The 13,846-nt window shown below is 36.0% G+C and carries 13 protein-coding genes; 1 reads left to right on the top strand and 12 read right to left on the bottom strand.

Annotated features, from left to right (window positions below):
• Positions 1–42 precede the first annotated feature (42 nt).
• The 7 genes from SIB89_RS09905 to hemF all read right to left on the bottom strand — a co-directional run bounded on the left by SIB89_RS09905 (position 43) and on the right by hemF (position 6,323).
• Complete coding sequence (locus SIB89_RS09905; protein ID WP_412559659.1) at positions 43–756, bottom strand: 3'-5' exonuclease; 714 nt, start codon at positions 754–756, stop codon at positions 43–45.
• Positions 757–843: 87 nt separating this feature from the next.
• Entirely contained in the window at positions 844–1,533 is a 690-nt protein-coding gene (locus SIB89_RS09910; protein ID WP_412559660.1) for a CPBP family intramembrane glutamic endopeptidase, read from the bottom strand.
• Positions 1,534–1,541: 8 nt separating this feature from the next.
• Positions 1,542–2,708 carry a serine hydrolase domain-containing protein gene (locus SIB89_RS09915; RefSeq protein ID WP_412559661.1) on the bottom strand — a complete coding sequence of 389 codons (1,167 nt, stop codon included), beginning with the start codon at positions 2,706–2,708 and terminating at the stop codon, positions 1,542–1,544.
• A gap of 38 nt (positions 2,709–2,746) precedes the next feature.
• Positions 2,747–3,220 (bottom strand): methylated-DNA--[protein]-cysteine S-methyltransferase, encoded by a 474-nt coding sequence (locus SIB89_RS09920; RefSeq protein WP_412559662.1) that lies wholly within the window; start codon positions 3,218–3,220, stop codon positions 2,747–2,749.
• The gene (locus tag SIB89_RS09925; protein WP_412559663.1) at positions 3,220–4,338 is read right to left on the bottom strand and encodes a CNNM domain-containing protein; all 1,119 of its coding nucleotides are present in this window, start codon (positions 4,336–4,338) and stop codon (positions 3,220–3,222) included. Before SIB89_RS09925 ends, SIB89_RS09920 begins: the two co-directional genes overlap by 1 nt.
• Before the next feature lie 29 nt (positions 4,339–4,367).
• A complete protein-coding gene (hemB, locus tag SIB89_RS09930) occupies positions 4,368–5,357 on the bottom strand; it encodes a porphobilinogen synthase (protein ID WP_412559664.1) in 990 nt (329 codons plus the stop codon).
• Between the two features lie 63 nt (positions 5,358–5,420).
• Positions 5,421–6,323, bottom strand: a complete 903-nt coding sequence (gene hemF, locus SIB89_RS09935; protein WP_412559665.1) for an oxygen-dependent coproporphyrinogen oxidase — start codon at positions 6,321–6,323, stop codon at positions 5,421–5,423.
• Positions 6,324–6,496: 173 nt separating this feature from the next.
• Between hemF and SIB89_RS09940 the strand changes: the two genes are divergently transcribed.
• Positions 6,497–8,341: a hypothetical protein gene (locus SIB89_RS09940; RefSeq protein ID WP_412559666.1), complete on the top strand. Its 1,845-nt coding sequence runs from the start codon at positions 6,497–6,499 to the stop codon at positions 8,339–8,341.
• Positions 8,342–8,351: 10 nt separating this feature from the next.
• Here the strand turns inward: SIB89_RS09940 and SIB89_RS09945 are convergent, their stop codons facing one another.
• The 5 genes from SIB89_RS09945 to hemA all read right to left on the bottom strand — a co-directional run bounded on the left by SIB89_RS09945 (position 8,352) and on the right by hemA (position 13,763).
• Positions 8,352–8,897: a GNAT family N-acetyltransferase gene (locus tag SIB89_RS09945; protein ID WP_412559667.1), complete on the bottom strand. Its 546-nt coding sequence runs from the start codon at positions 8,895–8,897 to the stop codon at positions 8,352–8,354.
• The gene (locus tag SIB89_RS09950) at positions 8,894–9,664 is read right to left on the bottom strand and encodes an EI24 domain-containing protein (protein ID WP_412559668.1); all 771 of its coding nucleotides are present in this window, start codon (positions 9,662–9,664) and stop codon (positions 8,894–8,896) included. Before SIB89_RS09950 ends, SIB89_RS09945 begins: the two co-directional genes overlap by 4 nt.
• A gap of 125 nt (positions 9,665–9,789) precedes the next feature.
• Entirely contained in the window at positions 9,790–10,821 is a 1,032-nt protein-coding gene (hemE, locus tag SIB89_RS09955) for a uroporphyrinogen decarboxylase (protein WP_412559669.1), read from the bottom strand.
• 121 nt (positions 10,822–10,942) lie between these two features.
• Positions 10,943–12,520, bottom strand: coding sequence for a hydroxymethylbilane synthase (gene hemC, locus SIB89_RS09960; RefSeq protein WP_412559670.1), 1,578 nt, complete (start codon positions 12,518–12,520; stop codon positions 10,943–10,945).
• Positions 12,513–13,763, bottom strand: a complete 1,251-nt coding sequence (gene hemA, locus SIB89_RS09965; protein WP_412559671.1) for a glutamyl-tRNA reductase — start codon at positions 13,761–13,763, stop codon at positions 12,513–12,515. The genes hemC and hemA overlap by 8 nt, the downstream gene beginning before the upstream one ends.
• Between the last annotated feature and the right edge of the window lie 83 nt (positions 13,764–13,846).

Consider the following 13,846-nt stretch of genomic DNA (forward strand, 5'->3'; position numbering starts at 1 on the left):
TTCTAAAATGAAAACCCAGAAGCGTTAAGCTTCTGGGTTTTTTTATATGTGTTTTATTTCGTTGTCATGAAGCAGTTCATCACCACGAAGGCGTAAGAAAATTTGAGCAACAGCTATGGTGTCTTTTTCGCAATAATTAATAATCCGGTCAATATCATTGTCTTTATAATAGACACGATAGACTTCGCTCCCATCTATATCGTCTTTGGGTGATGGAATGCCCAAAACATTGGTAAGCAACTTTAGAGAAGTATAAGTTTTATAGTCGCCAAATTTCCATAATTCTAAAGTATCGAGATGAGGAACTTCCCAAGGTTTTTTACCGAAGAGGTTGAGTTTGTATGGCAATTCTATATTATGAATTATCATTCGTCTTGCGATATAAGGAAAATCGAATTCCTTACCATTGTGCGCACAAAGTAAATGCTTGTTTTTGCTAAAGTGTGAAATGATGAGGTTTTTAAAGTCTTTAAGAATCTTTATTTCGTCACCATAGAAAGAGGTCACTCGGAATGTTCTTATATCACCCTCAATATTAAAATAACCAACCGAAATGCAAATGATTTTCCCAAATTCAGCCCAAATGCCAGCTCTATCATAGAACTCCTCAGCAGAGAAATCTTCTTTTCGCTGATATTTTGATTTGGCGTCCCAAAGTTCTTGTTTGGTTTGGTCTAAATCCGAGAAATTTTCCGTTTCAGGAACCGTTTCTATATCTAAGAACAGTATGTTTTCTAAGTTGAGTTTGCTAATCATAATACGTTAATAAAGGCACAATGTTCGCTGTAAGAATTTTTCATCTTAATTCAAATATAACAAATTCAAGAACAATTAGATACGGGTTCAGATAGGGTTAGTGTTTTTTTTAAAATAGCTAACATAAATTAAAACAATGATCGGCACTACTAACATTCCCATAGAAAAATTTAAAAATGAAAGCCAGCCCGTAAGTTCATTTCCTCCCTGAGAAATATATATTATATCTCCTAATGGACCTTTTGAAAATACAGTGTTATAAGTAAAATTCCATCCAAGGTGCAAGCCGAAAGCAAGCATTATAGATTTAGTTTTGTAAAAAGCCAAAGCCCATGCATATCCCATAAGGCCAGTTCCTAAAAACACCATTAGCATTGCCAATGGGTTACCTAACACTCCAAATGTAAACCAATGATAAATACCAAAAGCCACAGCAGAAATTGAGATTGAAATTTTTGAGCCTAATTTTTTAATTAAAATGTATAGCAAAGCACCGCGAAAAATTAATTCTTCCGTTATAACAGATTTTATGTCCCACCAAAAAGCTTCAAAGAGAAGTTGTATTGAAAAATTTTCACTTAAAACAAAATGTGAGGTTTTCAAAAGGCTTTCTAGATATTGAACAATTACGCAGAGTACAGCAGTAATAAGAAAACCAGTAATGAATTGTTGAAGCCTATTTAAAACAGGAAGGAAACCGAGTGCTAAAATGGATTTCTTTTCAACAAGGTAAAGTAATAGCCACGACGTAGCTAACAAGACTAAAATTCCTAGCATACAAAAGTCTATTTAGAAATTTTATTCATCATCTCATAAGCCTCGTCGATATACAAACTTATATCATAAGTATAAATACCATCACTCGCCAGGTTTGGCGATTTTTGATGCCCTAAACGTACTATGATAACATTATCTTCTGGTTGAACAATAACGTACTGACCCAAATGACCACGCATCATAAAGAAATCCTTGCCCATTTGACGGTGTAGCCACCAACCATAGCCATATTCTGGGCTTTCATCAAATCTAGGTTTCACGGACAAAGCAACATAACTGGAATCCAAAATTTGCTTCCCTTTCCATTTACCATGGTTTTTAAATAGTTTACCATAACGTGCAAAATCTTTGGCGTTACTGGCAATACAACAATAGGCTTTTACCAAATCATGGTCCTCGCTATCCACTTGCCATAAGGTTGAATTTTCTGAACCTAAAGGTTTCCAAAAGCTTTCTTCAAAATAATCGTAGAGCTTTTTGCCTGTGGCTTTTTCAATAACCATAGCTAACATCTGTGTATCTCCACTAGCGTATTTAAAAGCCTGTCCTGGTTCGGTTTCCATTTTTAGACCGTTCATTACTTTGGCTAAATCATCATCAAAATAAGCACGTGTAGTAATGGATAATGGTGAATAATACGCTTCGTCCCAATTGGTGCCAGATGCCATACTACTTAAATCGCCAACCGTCATTTTTACTGCATTGCCTTCGCAAAACGCAGGTAAAAAATCACAAACAGGTTGGTCTAAACTTTTAATATAACCATCTTGAATCGCTTTAAACATTAAACCAGATACATAACTTTTTGCCATTGAAAACGAATTCGATTTTGAGTCTTCATTAAAACCATCGTAGTAATCTTCAAACCAAATGCTATCATTTTTTATAATCAGAAATGCAACCGTTCCCCAATCTTTATTGGCCTTGGCTAATTCTTTAGTGGGTTCAACTGAGTTATAATCTTTATGGTTTGGCCAAGGTTGTGGATTATCACTTGCCTCTATGGCTTGGTTGTCAAATTCTTTATAATCTTCTAAAAAAGCGGTGGTATGGCCTTTCATGTAAATCGTTCTTACCGCTTTGATGAGGTAATCGGTATCTGTGATGTAAAGTATGGCAATTAGCAATCCGAAAAAGATGACTAAAACCTTTAATAGTTTTTTAAGGAATTTCATAAAGAAGATTTAAGAACTAAATATAGTAAAAAGTGAATTTAAAAAAGTGTTTGTTGTTTGTATTCGTTTTCGTGATTGAGCAACCACTGTTTTCTATGCAATCCACCTGCATAACCTGTTAAACTTCCATCACTTCCAATAACACGATGACAAGGCACAATAATCCAAAGTGGATTTTTTCCATTGGCACCAGCAACAGCACGAATAGCTTTTACGTCGCCCATTTGTTTAGACAACTCTAAATAAGAGATGGTTTTACCGTAAGGAATGGTTTTGAGTTGGTTCCAGACTTTTTTCTGAAAATCTGTACCTTCAGGATTTAGTTTTAAGTCGAAATGTTGAAGCTCGTTATTAAAATAAGCTTTAAGCTGTGTTACACAGTCCAAAAGTGCTTCGGGAATAACTTCAACGAGTTCTTCTTTTGAGTCTAATATTGAAACGGATGAGATACCATCATCATCTCCAACGATTTTAGCATGCCCAAGTGGTGTTTCAATATAGCAAGTTGGCATTAGTTTTCTGGATTGTCGTTTTCTATTAAGCCCAAACGCTTTGCTCTATATTCCCAACTTTTTCTGGCTAACTTTTGTAGATCAGATACATTATCACTTTCATCCATAATCTCCAACCCTAACAAGGTCTCAATTACGTCTTCCATGGTAACAATACCGCTGACGGAACCGTATTCATCAACCACCAAGGCCATATGGTTTCGACTTTCCACAAGTTGATTGAACAGCGTCGGAATTGGCAAACTTCTATTGACAACAATGATACTTCTTTTAATATCAGAGAGTAGCTTATCACCATTGCCCAATCCCATTTCCTTAAACACCTCATCCTTTAATACTAGACCAGTTATGTTATCTGGATTTTTGGTGTAAACAGGAATACGTGAAAAACGTATATTGGAATTGGCGTCAAAAAAATCGCGGACAGACATGGTTTCATCTTCAGATTTCATTACTGTGCGAGGAGTCATAATATCTTTGGCTTGTACTTCTTTAAAGTTGAGTAGATTTTTAATGACTTTACTTTCACTTTCCTCAAAAACACCTTCTTCGTGTGCGATATCCGCCATAGCGACAAATCCTTCTCGGCTCAATACACTACCATGACCCTTTCCTCCAATAAGTTTAGTAGTGAGTTGTAATATCCAAAGTATACCTGTCCATTTTAGAGGAAAAATTAGAATATTGAGTGCTTTAGACGTGAAATTTGCCAGGCGTTTCCAATATGTTGCACCAATCGTTTTTGGAATGATTTCCGAAGCAACTAAAATTAATATTGTCATTATTGTTGAAACGACTCCAACCATAATATCCTCGGTAAATTCGATGCCTAAAACAGTGCGTTTTGTGTTGCCATAGAGATCGGCATAAGCCACCTTTGCTTGTACACCAACAAGAATAGCACCAACTGTATGAGCAACTGTGTTAAGCGTAAGAATGGCAATTAAAGGGCGATCGACATCTTTTTTTAATTCTTCCAGATTATTAGCATAAGTTTTACCCTCTTTCTTTTTAACGTTGATGAATGTTGGTGTTATGCTCAAAAGTACAGCCTCTAAAATGGAACATAAAAAAGAAAAGAAAATGGAAATTATGGCGTAAAAAATGAGTAAGCCCATTAATATATTGAAGTTTAGTTAGTGCGAAGTTACGAAATCAATTTTACAACATCCTTAGCAAAGTAGGAAGCTATAATATCAGCACCAGCACGTTTAATAGACGTCACTTGCTCAAGCATTACCGCATCATGGTCTAACCAGCCTTTTTCCGCAGCAGCTTTAAGCATGGCATACTCACCGGACACTTGATAAACAGCCAAAGGCACATTAAATGTGTTTTTAATATCACGTACAATATCTAGATAGCATAAACCAGGCTTAACCATAACGATATCTGCTCCTTCGTTAATATCCATTTCGGTTTCTCTGATGGCTTCATCTCTATTAGCAAAGTCCATTTGATACGTTTTTTTATCCTTTGGTACATCTACCATGTCCACAGGTGCAGAATCCAATGCATCTCTAAAGGGCCCATAAAATGCAGAAGCATATTTGGCAGAGTAACTCATAATACCAACATCTAAAAAGTTAGATTGGTCTAAGCCTTCTCTAATTCCAATAATTCTTCCGTCCATCATGTCGCTTGGCGCTACAAAATCGGCACCAGCCTCAGCATGGGATATACTCATTTCGGCTAATACTTCAACCGTAGCGTCGTTTATTATTTTGCCATTTTCAAGAATGCCATCATGTCCGTAAGATGAAAATGGATCTAAAGCCACATCTGTCATTACCAACATATCTGGGCAAACGTCTTTTACGGTTTTTATGGCACGCTGCATTAATCCGTTTTGGTTTAAAGCCTCTGTACCTTTGTTATCTTTTGAGTTATCTTCAACTTTTACAAAAAGCAAAACGGATTTTAAACCGAGATTCCATAGTGTTTTTACTTCATCTTTTAGTAAATCCAAACTGAAGCGATAGTAATTAGGCATTGAGGCGATTTCTTCTTTAACACCTTTGCCCTCGACTATAAATAATGGTACTAAAAAATCATTTGGAGTGATGTAAGTTTCTCTTACTAAACTTCTAATGGCTTCGTTTGTTCGTAATCTTCGGTTTCTTCTTATAGGAAACATAGTCAATGTTTTTAGTTATTGAATTAGGTTTCGACTGCGCTCAACCTGACATTCAATTTTATGTTAAACCCATTCTTTTGGATGCTGTAAAACTTCTATTAATTTTTCTTCTTCACTTCCTTTTTTAGGTTGATGGTCATAAACCCATTGCACATGTGGCGGCAAACTCATCAAAATACTTTCAATTCTTCCGTTTGTTTTCAATCCGAATAAGGTGCCTTTATCATGCACTAGATTGAATTCCACATAGCGTCCACGACGTATTTCTTGCCAATCGCGTTGCGCTTTAGTGTATGGTAAATCTTTTCGTTTTTCAACTATTGGAATATAAGCATCGAGGAAACTATTGCCAACTTCAGTAACGAAGTCGTACAAGTTTTGCATGCTCATATCTTCTGTAGCTTTGCAATAATCAAAAAATAAACCACCTATTCCGCGACCTTCATTTCGATGTGCATTGTAAAAGTACTCATCGCATCTTGCTTTGTATTTTAGGTAGAATTCTGAGTTGTGCTTATCACAAGCCGTTTTACAGGTTTGATGGAAATGTTTGGCATCTTCTTCAAACAAATAATAGGGTGTTAGATCTTGTCCGCCTCCGAACCATTGGTCTACTATGTTGCCTTCCTGATCGTACATCTCAAAATAGCGCCAATTCGCATGCACTGTTGGCACCATTGGGTTTTTGGGATGTAATACCAAACTTAGTCCGCAGGCAAAAAAATCGGCATCTTTAACTCCAAAATACTTTTGCATAGATTCTGGTAATTTTCCATGAACGCCAGAAATATTGACACCTCCTTTTTCAAAAACGTTACCGTTCTCTATGACTCGAGTTCTTCCTCCGCCGCCTTCTGGACGTTCCCAGATATCTTCTTGGAATTTGGCTTTACCGTCAATAGCTTCAAGTTTAGAAGTAATGGTGTCTTGTAGTTCGTGTATGTAGTTGAAGAATTTGTCTTTCATTCCGTAGGTTTGCTAACCCTATTTTAGAGACTTGATTATACAAGGCAAAAATACAACAATAGAACTATCTCAAGGGGATTTTATAAACTAGAAATTTATAAATGACAACTTCATTTTTTAATCCTTGAAAAAGTCTTACTTTTATTAATAAATTAATTATCTGTCAATTAAATATGAGAGTGCAAGTTGTAAAAACCTGTTGTGCTTTAATTTTCAGCTTTTTTTCTTTTTCTATCCTAGCTCAAAGTGAGTTTTATGACCAAGCTGATTTAGATAGTATTTATAAAGACATAAAATCTAATTTAAAGAATACTGAATCTAATTTAGTTAGAATTGAAAGGGCTATTACATCTATTGAAAAGATAGAAAATGATACCATAGCTGGTGAATTCTACCACAAATTCGCCAACCTCCGACAAGATATGGGTCATTGGGACAACATTTCTAGACAAACACATCAAAAAGGGTATAATAGAATTGAGGCTTCTGGTGATGTCTGTAAACAAGTTGTTAGTCTGTTTAACTTAACGCGATTTGCTCTTTTTCAAGATGGTAAAAATTTGTTAGACCTTGCAAAACATGGGTTAGAACTCGCTAAAGAATGTGGAGAATTAAAACACATTGCACATGCAAAGTCTTTTTTGGGTGCCGCATATATAAACGCCGCCAATTATAAAAATGCCTTAAGCAACCTTATCGATTCTGAAAAGAACTATGCAAAGATTAATGATTCTTTAGGAATGGCCATGGTCAACCTCGATTTGGCAATTGTCTATTCTAACTTACAAGAAGATGAAAAATCAATAGCAGTGACAAAAAAGGCTGCACTAATTTATAAAGGGGCAGGAAGGGATTTAAATTACGCAGTGGCATTAATCGATATGTGTTCATCTTATTTGGACATTATGGAAACAGACAGCGTCATAAAATATTTGCCTATTGCACATAAAATTGTTGAAAACAGGCATCAGCTTGCCAATGCTTATGTGTATCAACATTATGGTAATTTAAATATTCAACAACAGAAATATGATGAAGCTATTAAAAACCTAAAAAAAGGGTTGGAGGTCAATAAAAATATAGGTGATAGAAGTCTAAACATCAATCTGTATAATTTTTTGGTTTTGGCTTACAAAGGGAAAAAAACGCCTGATCTTGCGTATTTCTACGCATTAAAATCAGACTCTGTATCAAAATCCATTGGTAATAATTATGAAAGATTGAATAGTCTGTTGACTCTAGCAAAAGCTAGCCATGACGTTGGAAGAAACAACCAAAGCCATGATGCCTTTTTAGATTACATAAAATTGAAAGATAGCCTTTTAGGCGAAGAAAAATTAAAAGAAGTTGCGGCACTTGAAAAATTTTATGAAGCTGAAAAGCGCGAAAACCAGATTAAGATTCAACAACAGGAAAATGATCTCCTAACAACCAAAAATAGGGCTGCAAACAACCGAAATATAGCCTTACTCATTACTTTATTGCTATTGGGTACCATCGCTTATGCGCTCATCAATAAGTTTAGATTAAGAGCAACCAAACAAAAGGCTATCACAAAAGTAAAGGAACTTGAAAATGACAATCTCAACCAAAAGATTGAACATCAAAAACGTGAATTAGCCTCAAAAGCACTTCATATTGCTCAGAAAAACGAAATGCTAAATGAACTTAAAGAGGATCTGAATAATTTAAAAAAAGACTCTAATATTAACGAGGTAAACCATCTTCTAAATAAGTTGCGTTTTGACAAGCAAATTGATGATAACTGGGAGCAATTTACAACGCAATTCATGGAAATGAATCCAGATTTTTTTAACAGGATTACAGAACTTTATGATGATTTAACAAAGAACGATATCAGATTAATTGCACTCTTGAAAATGAAATTTGATACCAGTACAATAGCCTCTTTGTTAAATATATCAACTGAAGGAGTAAAGAAAGCTAGGTATCGACTTCGAAAAAAATTAAACCTATCTTCTGATGAAAATTTGGAAAAGCATATTATGAGCTTTTAATTAGATGTCACTAAAGTGCATTTTGATAGGAAAGTTCATACAGCTCCATATCTAAAACCTGTTCATTAGGAGGAGAAAATTCATTTAATAATGTTTTCTGCCATTTAAAACCATTATTTGTAGCCACTTTAATACTTGATAAATTTTCTTTGTGTGCTATAATTTGAAGCGATTCCAACTCTAAACTATTAAAAGCGTATTCAGACAAAATCTGAATAGACTTAGTTGCCAATCCTTGACCTTCAAAATTATAATCTGTGGCATACGCAAATTCACCTTGTTTCTTTTGCCAATCGAGTTCTTTTAAATAGATAAGGGCTGCAAGTTCTCTTGTTTCAGAATCTTTTAAAGTAAACAGAAATTCATCTCGGTTCTGAAATTGTTTTATCTTCTTATCTACAAATATCTGTGACAAGGTCGGACTTAAATTTTGCTCCAAGGTCTTCGGGAAAAAGCGTTTCAATCGATAGGCATTAACGACACAAAAATCACAGATTTTCCAAGCATCTCCAGAATGGACCGGGTTTATTTCAAAGCCATTGAACTGAGCGATCATGTCACAAGTTCTTCTGATTCTAAAAGCACACCCTGTTCTTTAAGGAGGTTCACTGTTTTTAATGATGCAGCTGTTACGCTCATCGGTAAAACTAAAATCACACCAATAACAGGAATCAATAAAAATAGAATAAAAATAATACCATTGCCAATCGCAACACCTCTATGTTGCCTTACAAAACGAATGCTTTCGCGATACTTAAAATGGCGTTCCAAAGTGTAGTCCATATTACCAAAACCAGCATAATAGGCTTGAACTAAAAACAGCAAAACCGTTGAAAAAATATTGACCACTGGTATAAACTTCAATATTAAAATAGGAATCGTAATCAACAGTTCCTTACCTAAGTTTCTAACGTTGATTCTTATACCTCGCCATAATTGCTCTTTAAAGGTTGTATTGCGATGCTGATGTGATTCTACACCTGTTAAATGCGCTTCAATTTTTTCTGAAACCGGGCTCATAAACGGCGCGGATAATGCCATGATGATGTGTTTGTAAAGAATCAAACCAATGGCGATAATCACTATGGCTCCTATAAAGGTAGAGATCGCGGTAAAGGTTTCCTTTCCCCAATCCCAAATCCAGATTCTAGCTACGAACCTTCCAATATTATCTGAAAGTCCATAAGCAGAAAAACCAATTATAGTAGCTGTAATAATACTGATGGCAATAGGTATGGCAAAATACTTCCAAAGTTTTAATTTTGAAATCAGTGCCAGCGCACCCGAGTATGCTTGTATGCCTTTAAGTATGTTTCTAAACATAAGCCTTTTCCTAATCCTTCCCAGAAGAAAAGGAATTTATATAGTAATTAATTCAACTTTTAAAGTTACAAATTACAAAAAAAACTTTCCACCTCTTTGTGTTTGAGTAAGCGTTCCTTAGAAGGCTAGGACGGGCTTTTATATTCCTTCACTGTATCAATAAATGCCTTTGCATTTTCCAACGGAATATTTGGTAAAATACCATGACCTAAATTTACAATGTATTTATCTTTTCCAAACTCATTTATCATTTGGGTCACCATTTTTTTAATTTCTGAAGGAGGTGAAAATAATCGCGTTGGGTCAAAATTACCTTGTAGCGTGATGTTGCCTCCAGTTAAATAACGTGCATTTCTTGCAGAACAGGTCCAGTCAACACCTAAAGCTGATGCTCCAGATTTAGACATTTCATTTAAAGCGAACCAACAGCCTTTTCCAAAAGCAATTACTGGAGTGTCATCTTTTAACGCATCAATAATCTGCTGAATATATTGCCACGAAAACTCTTGGTAATCTACTGGTGATAACATGCCTCCCCAAGAATCAAACACTTGTACGGCATTACAACCTGCTTTTACTTTTTCTTTAAGATAAGCAATTGTTGTATCTGTGATTTTCTGTAATAATTGATGTGCTGCAATAGGGTTTGTAAAACAGAATTCCTTGGCTTTATCAAAGTTTTTAGAGCCTTGTCCTTGTACGCAATAACAAAGAATCGTCCAAGGTGAACCTGCAAAACCGATTAACGGAATCTCGTCATTCAGTTTCTCTTTGGTCGCTTTTATGGCTTCGTAAACATAATTCAGTTCTTCTTTTACATCCGGAACGATAACATTATCCACATCTTTTTGAGAACGCACAGGATTTGGCAAATACGGCCCAAAATTGGGTTTCATCTGTACCTCAATATTCATCGCTTGTGGAATCACCAAGATATCTGAAAACAATATAGCAGCATCCATGCCATAACGACGAATTGGCTGAACTGTAATTTCACTTGCTAACTCCGGTGTTTGGCAACGCGTAAAGAAATCGTACTTTTTCTTGATTTCCATAAACTCTGGCAAATACCGTCCTGCTTGGCGCATCATCCAAACTGGTGGACGCTCAACGGTTTCACCTTTTAATGCTCTTAGGAATAAATCGTTTTTTATCATGCTCACTTCCCTTGAAAACGGGAATCTTTTTAATTAAACTTTAAGTTATTACATCTCAGATCTGCAAGGTCATGTTTTTGCGCTTCCATTTCCTTCCCTCTGGGAAGGCTAGGATGGGCTTTTAAACATAATATTCATTCACCAACTCAATAACACTCTCAACAGTCGGCACTTTTGCCACACGTACGTCTTCAAAATACTTTTTAGCTTCTTTAGCCGTCGTTTCTCCAATGCAGAAAGCGATTCCATTAGCCTCATTTTGCTTCAAGAAACTTTCAACTGTAGAAGGGCTATAAAACATCACACCATCTAACTCTGCTTCAACTTTATCTGCATCAAATTTGGTTTGATAAGCCTCAACTTCGTTGACTGTGATATTATTTTCAATTAGGATGTTTGGTAAATCATCCAATCTCAAATCACTGCAGAAAAATGTGACTTCAGTACCCTCCATAAATTCCACTAAATGCTCAGCTAATTTTTTAGCGTTGGCTTCCGTGTGCTTTACTTTACCAATACGCCTTTCAATCATGCGCTTGGTTCTTCGACCGACACAATAGATGTTTTTGAATTGCAATTCGGGAGCTGAAAAATTGTGCAATAATGCTTCAACAGCATTTTTGCTGGTAATGATGACATTCTCAATTTCGTTTCGAACAACGGTTTTAGGAATACGGTTCAAACTGATTTTTATTGCATCGTTACTGTCGGCAATGACGTCATTGTGAAACAACAACACCTGGTCATCCGTCAACTTTTTAGTGGAATAGATATTTATCTCTTTTTCGCTGCGCTTAACTTGGTCAATCAGTTTTTTTCCACCTTTTTCAATCACGTAATCAGCGGCAAACTTTGCCAAATCATCTTTTTGGTCTAGCGGCACAACTTTAGAAAATTCAATTTTCCTCGAACCATCTTTGCTGAGCAAAACACTTTTAAAGTTGATTTCCTCGTTTTTAATAAACGCTAAAGCTCCGATTGGCGCAGTACAGCCTCCTTCGAGTCTGTTTAAAAATTCGCGTTCAATAGATGTGCAAATTTCGGTTTCCTCATGATTGATTTCCGCACATGCTGCTAGTGTCTCTTCATCATCCTCTAAAGCAGCAACCATAACGGCTCCTTGTGCTGGTGCAGGAATCATCCAATGTAGATTAATTGAATTTTCTGGTCTAATATTTAATCGTCCCAATCCTGCTGCTGCAAAAATAGCAGCATCCCAATCTTCATTATCCTCTAACTTCTCTAATCTGGAATTGACATTACCACGTAATCCAACGACTTTGTGTGTAGGATATTGATTGAGCCATTGCGCTCTACGACGTAAACTTCCTGTGGCAATAACAGCATCTTTTGTAGATAGAAACTCTTCGTTCTTTTTAAAAACCAGAGTGTCGTTAATATTGCCACGCTTTAAGACTGCCGCCTGTACTATGCCTTTTGGCAAAACGGTAGGCACGTCTTTTAACGAATGTACGGCAATATCGATATCGCCATTAAGCATAGCAATATCTAGGGTTTTTGTGAAAATTCCCGTAATACCAAGTTCGTAAAGCGGCTTATCTAAAACCAAATCGCCTGTAGATTTTACAGGTACCAATACAGTTTTATGGCCAAGGTTTTCTAACTGTGCTTGTACAGTTTTTGCTTGCCACATAGCGAGTTGGCTGTCGCGTGTGCCAATGCGAATAATTTTAGACATTACTAGTGTTTTCTAACTGAAAAATTTTCTTGATAAGCTCAATGCTTTCGTCTGAAGTGTTACCATCTTCACGTAAATGATGCGCGAATTGGTTGGTAATTTTCTGAATGATATTTGACGTAATCAATTCGGCTTGGTCTTCATTGAAGTCGCTGAGTTTTTTACGTTGGGTATTAAGTTCGGAATTTTTAAAATCCGTTAATTTATGTTTGATGGCTTGAATGGTAGGTACAAATTTTAAGGTATCTAACCAAGCATTAAATTCGTTTGTGATCTCAGTAATAATCGCTTCAGCATTTGGGATGTACGCTTTTCGCTTTTCTAGGGTGTCATCAGTGATTTTTGCCAAATCATCTAAATGAACCAAGGTCACATTTGATAATTCGCGAATATCCTCATTTACGTTTTTCGGAATAGATAAATCCAATACCAATAAAGGGTTTTGAGTAGAAATTAACGATTTGTAAACCGTAGGGTTTTCAGCACCTGTAGCAACAATCACAATATCTGATGCATTGATTTCGGCTTCAAGGTTTTGATAATCTTTAACGATGAGGTTGAATTTTCCGGCAACTTCTTCAGCTTTTGTTTTGGTTCTATTGATAAGCGTAATATGTGAATTTTTGGTGTGCTTCACTAAGTTTTCACAGGTGTTTCTTCCAATTTTACCAGTTCCGAAAAGCAAGATGTTCTTATCTGAAATGGCTTCAACGTTGTTCATGATGTATTGAACAGAGGCGAAGGATACTGATGTTGCTCCAGAAGATAGTTCCGTTTCGTTCTTAATGCGCTTACTGGCTTGAATTACAGAATTGACCAAACGCTCCATATACGAGTTGAGAAGCCCTTCCTTTTTTGAAGCACGCGCACTGAATTTAAGCTGACTAATAATTTCAAAATCGCCCAAAATTTGCGAATCCAATCCAGAGCCTACTCGGAACATGTGATTTATCGCATCCTTATTTTTGTGAACATAAGCCACTTCTTGAAACTCTTCAACCGTTCCTTTGGTGTTGTCACAAATTAACTGAATGAGCTGATAAGGGTGTTCTGCAAAACCGTAAAGTTCAGTTCTGTTGCAAGTGGAAGTCACTAAAATACTTTCAATACCGTTATGCTTGGCTTGGTTCAATAAATTTTGCTTAGCCGTATCACTAAGACTGAAATGACCACGAACTTCAGCATCAGCTTTTTTATAGCTAAGGCCAACGGCATAAAAATATGTGCTTTTTTGTTGTTGCATTAGGGCAATAAACGCTTTGTGTATTAAGCTGGACAAAAATAATTTGCTTAATGAAGAAAAAATAACGCTAGAAGAACTTAAAG

Origin of the sequence: Winogradskyella sp. MIT101101 (assembly GCF_047126865.1) — a bacterium.
GTDB lineage: Bacteria > Bacteroidota > Bacteroidia > Flavobacteriales > Flavobacteriaceae > Winogradskyella > Winogradskyella ouciana.

Excerpts from the sequence above, each read along its gene's own strand:
- SIB89_RS09905 (WP_412559659.1), bottom strand. The coding sequence starts at position 756 with ATGATTAGCAAACTCAACTTAGAAAACATACTGTTCTTAGATATAGAA.
- SIB89_RS09910 (WP_412559660.1), bottom strand. The coding sequence starts at position 1,533 with ATGCTAGGAATTTTAGTCTTGTTAGCTACGTCGTGGCTATTACTTTAC.
- SIB89_RS09915 (WP_412559661.1), bottom strand. The coding sequence starts at position 2,708 with ATGAAATTCCTTAAAAAACTATTAAAGGTTTTAGTCATCTTTTTCGGA.
- SIB89_RS09920 (WP_412559662.1), bottom strand. The coding sequence starts at position 3,220 with ATGCCAACTTGCTATATTGAAACACCACTTGGGCATGCTAAAATCGTT.
- SIB89_RS09925 (WP_412559663.1), bottom strand. The coding sequence starts at position 4,338 with ATGGGCTTACTCATTTTTTACGCCATAATTTCCATTTTCTTTTCTTTT.
- hemB (WP_412559664.1), bottom strand. The coding sequence starts at position 5,357 with ATGTTTCCTATAAGAAGAAACCGAAGATTACGAACAAACGAAGCCATT.
- hemF (WP_412559665.1), bottom strand. The coding sequence starts at position 6,323 with ATGAAAGACAAATTCTTCAACTACATACACGAACTACAAGACACCATT.
- SIB89_RS09940 (WP_412559666.1), top strand. The coding sequence starts at position 6,497 with ATGAGAGTGCAAGTTGTAAAAACCTGTTGTGCTTTAATTTTCAGCTTT.
- SIB89_RS09945 (WP_412559667.1), bottom strand. The coding sequence starts at position 8,897 with ATGATCGCTCAGTTCAATGGCTTTGAAATAAACCCGGTCCATTCTGGA.
- SIB89_RS09950 (WP_412559668.1), bottom strand. The coding sequence starts at position 9,664 with ATGTTTAGAAACATACTTAAAGGCATACAAGCATACTCGGGTGCGCTG.
- hemE (WP_412559669.1), bottom strand. The coding sequence starts at position 10,821 with ATGATAAAAAACGATTTATTCCTAAGAGCATTAAAAGGTGAAACCGTT.
- hemC (WP_412559670.1), bottom strand. The coding sequence starts at position 12,520 with ATGTCTAAAATTATTCGCATTGGCACACGCGACAGCCAACTCGCTATG.
- hemA (WP_412559671.1), bottom strand. The coding sequence starts at position 13,763 with ATGCAACAACAAAAAAGCACATATTTTTATGCCGTTGGCCTTAGCTAT.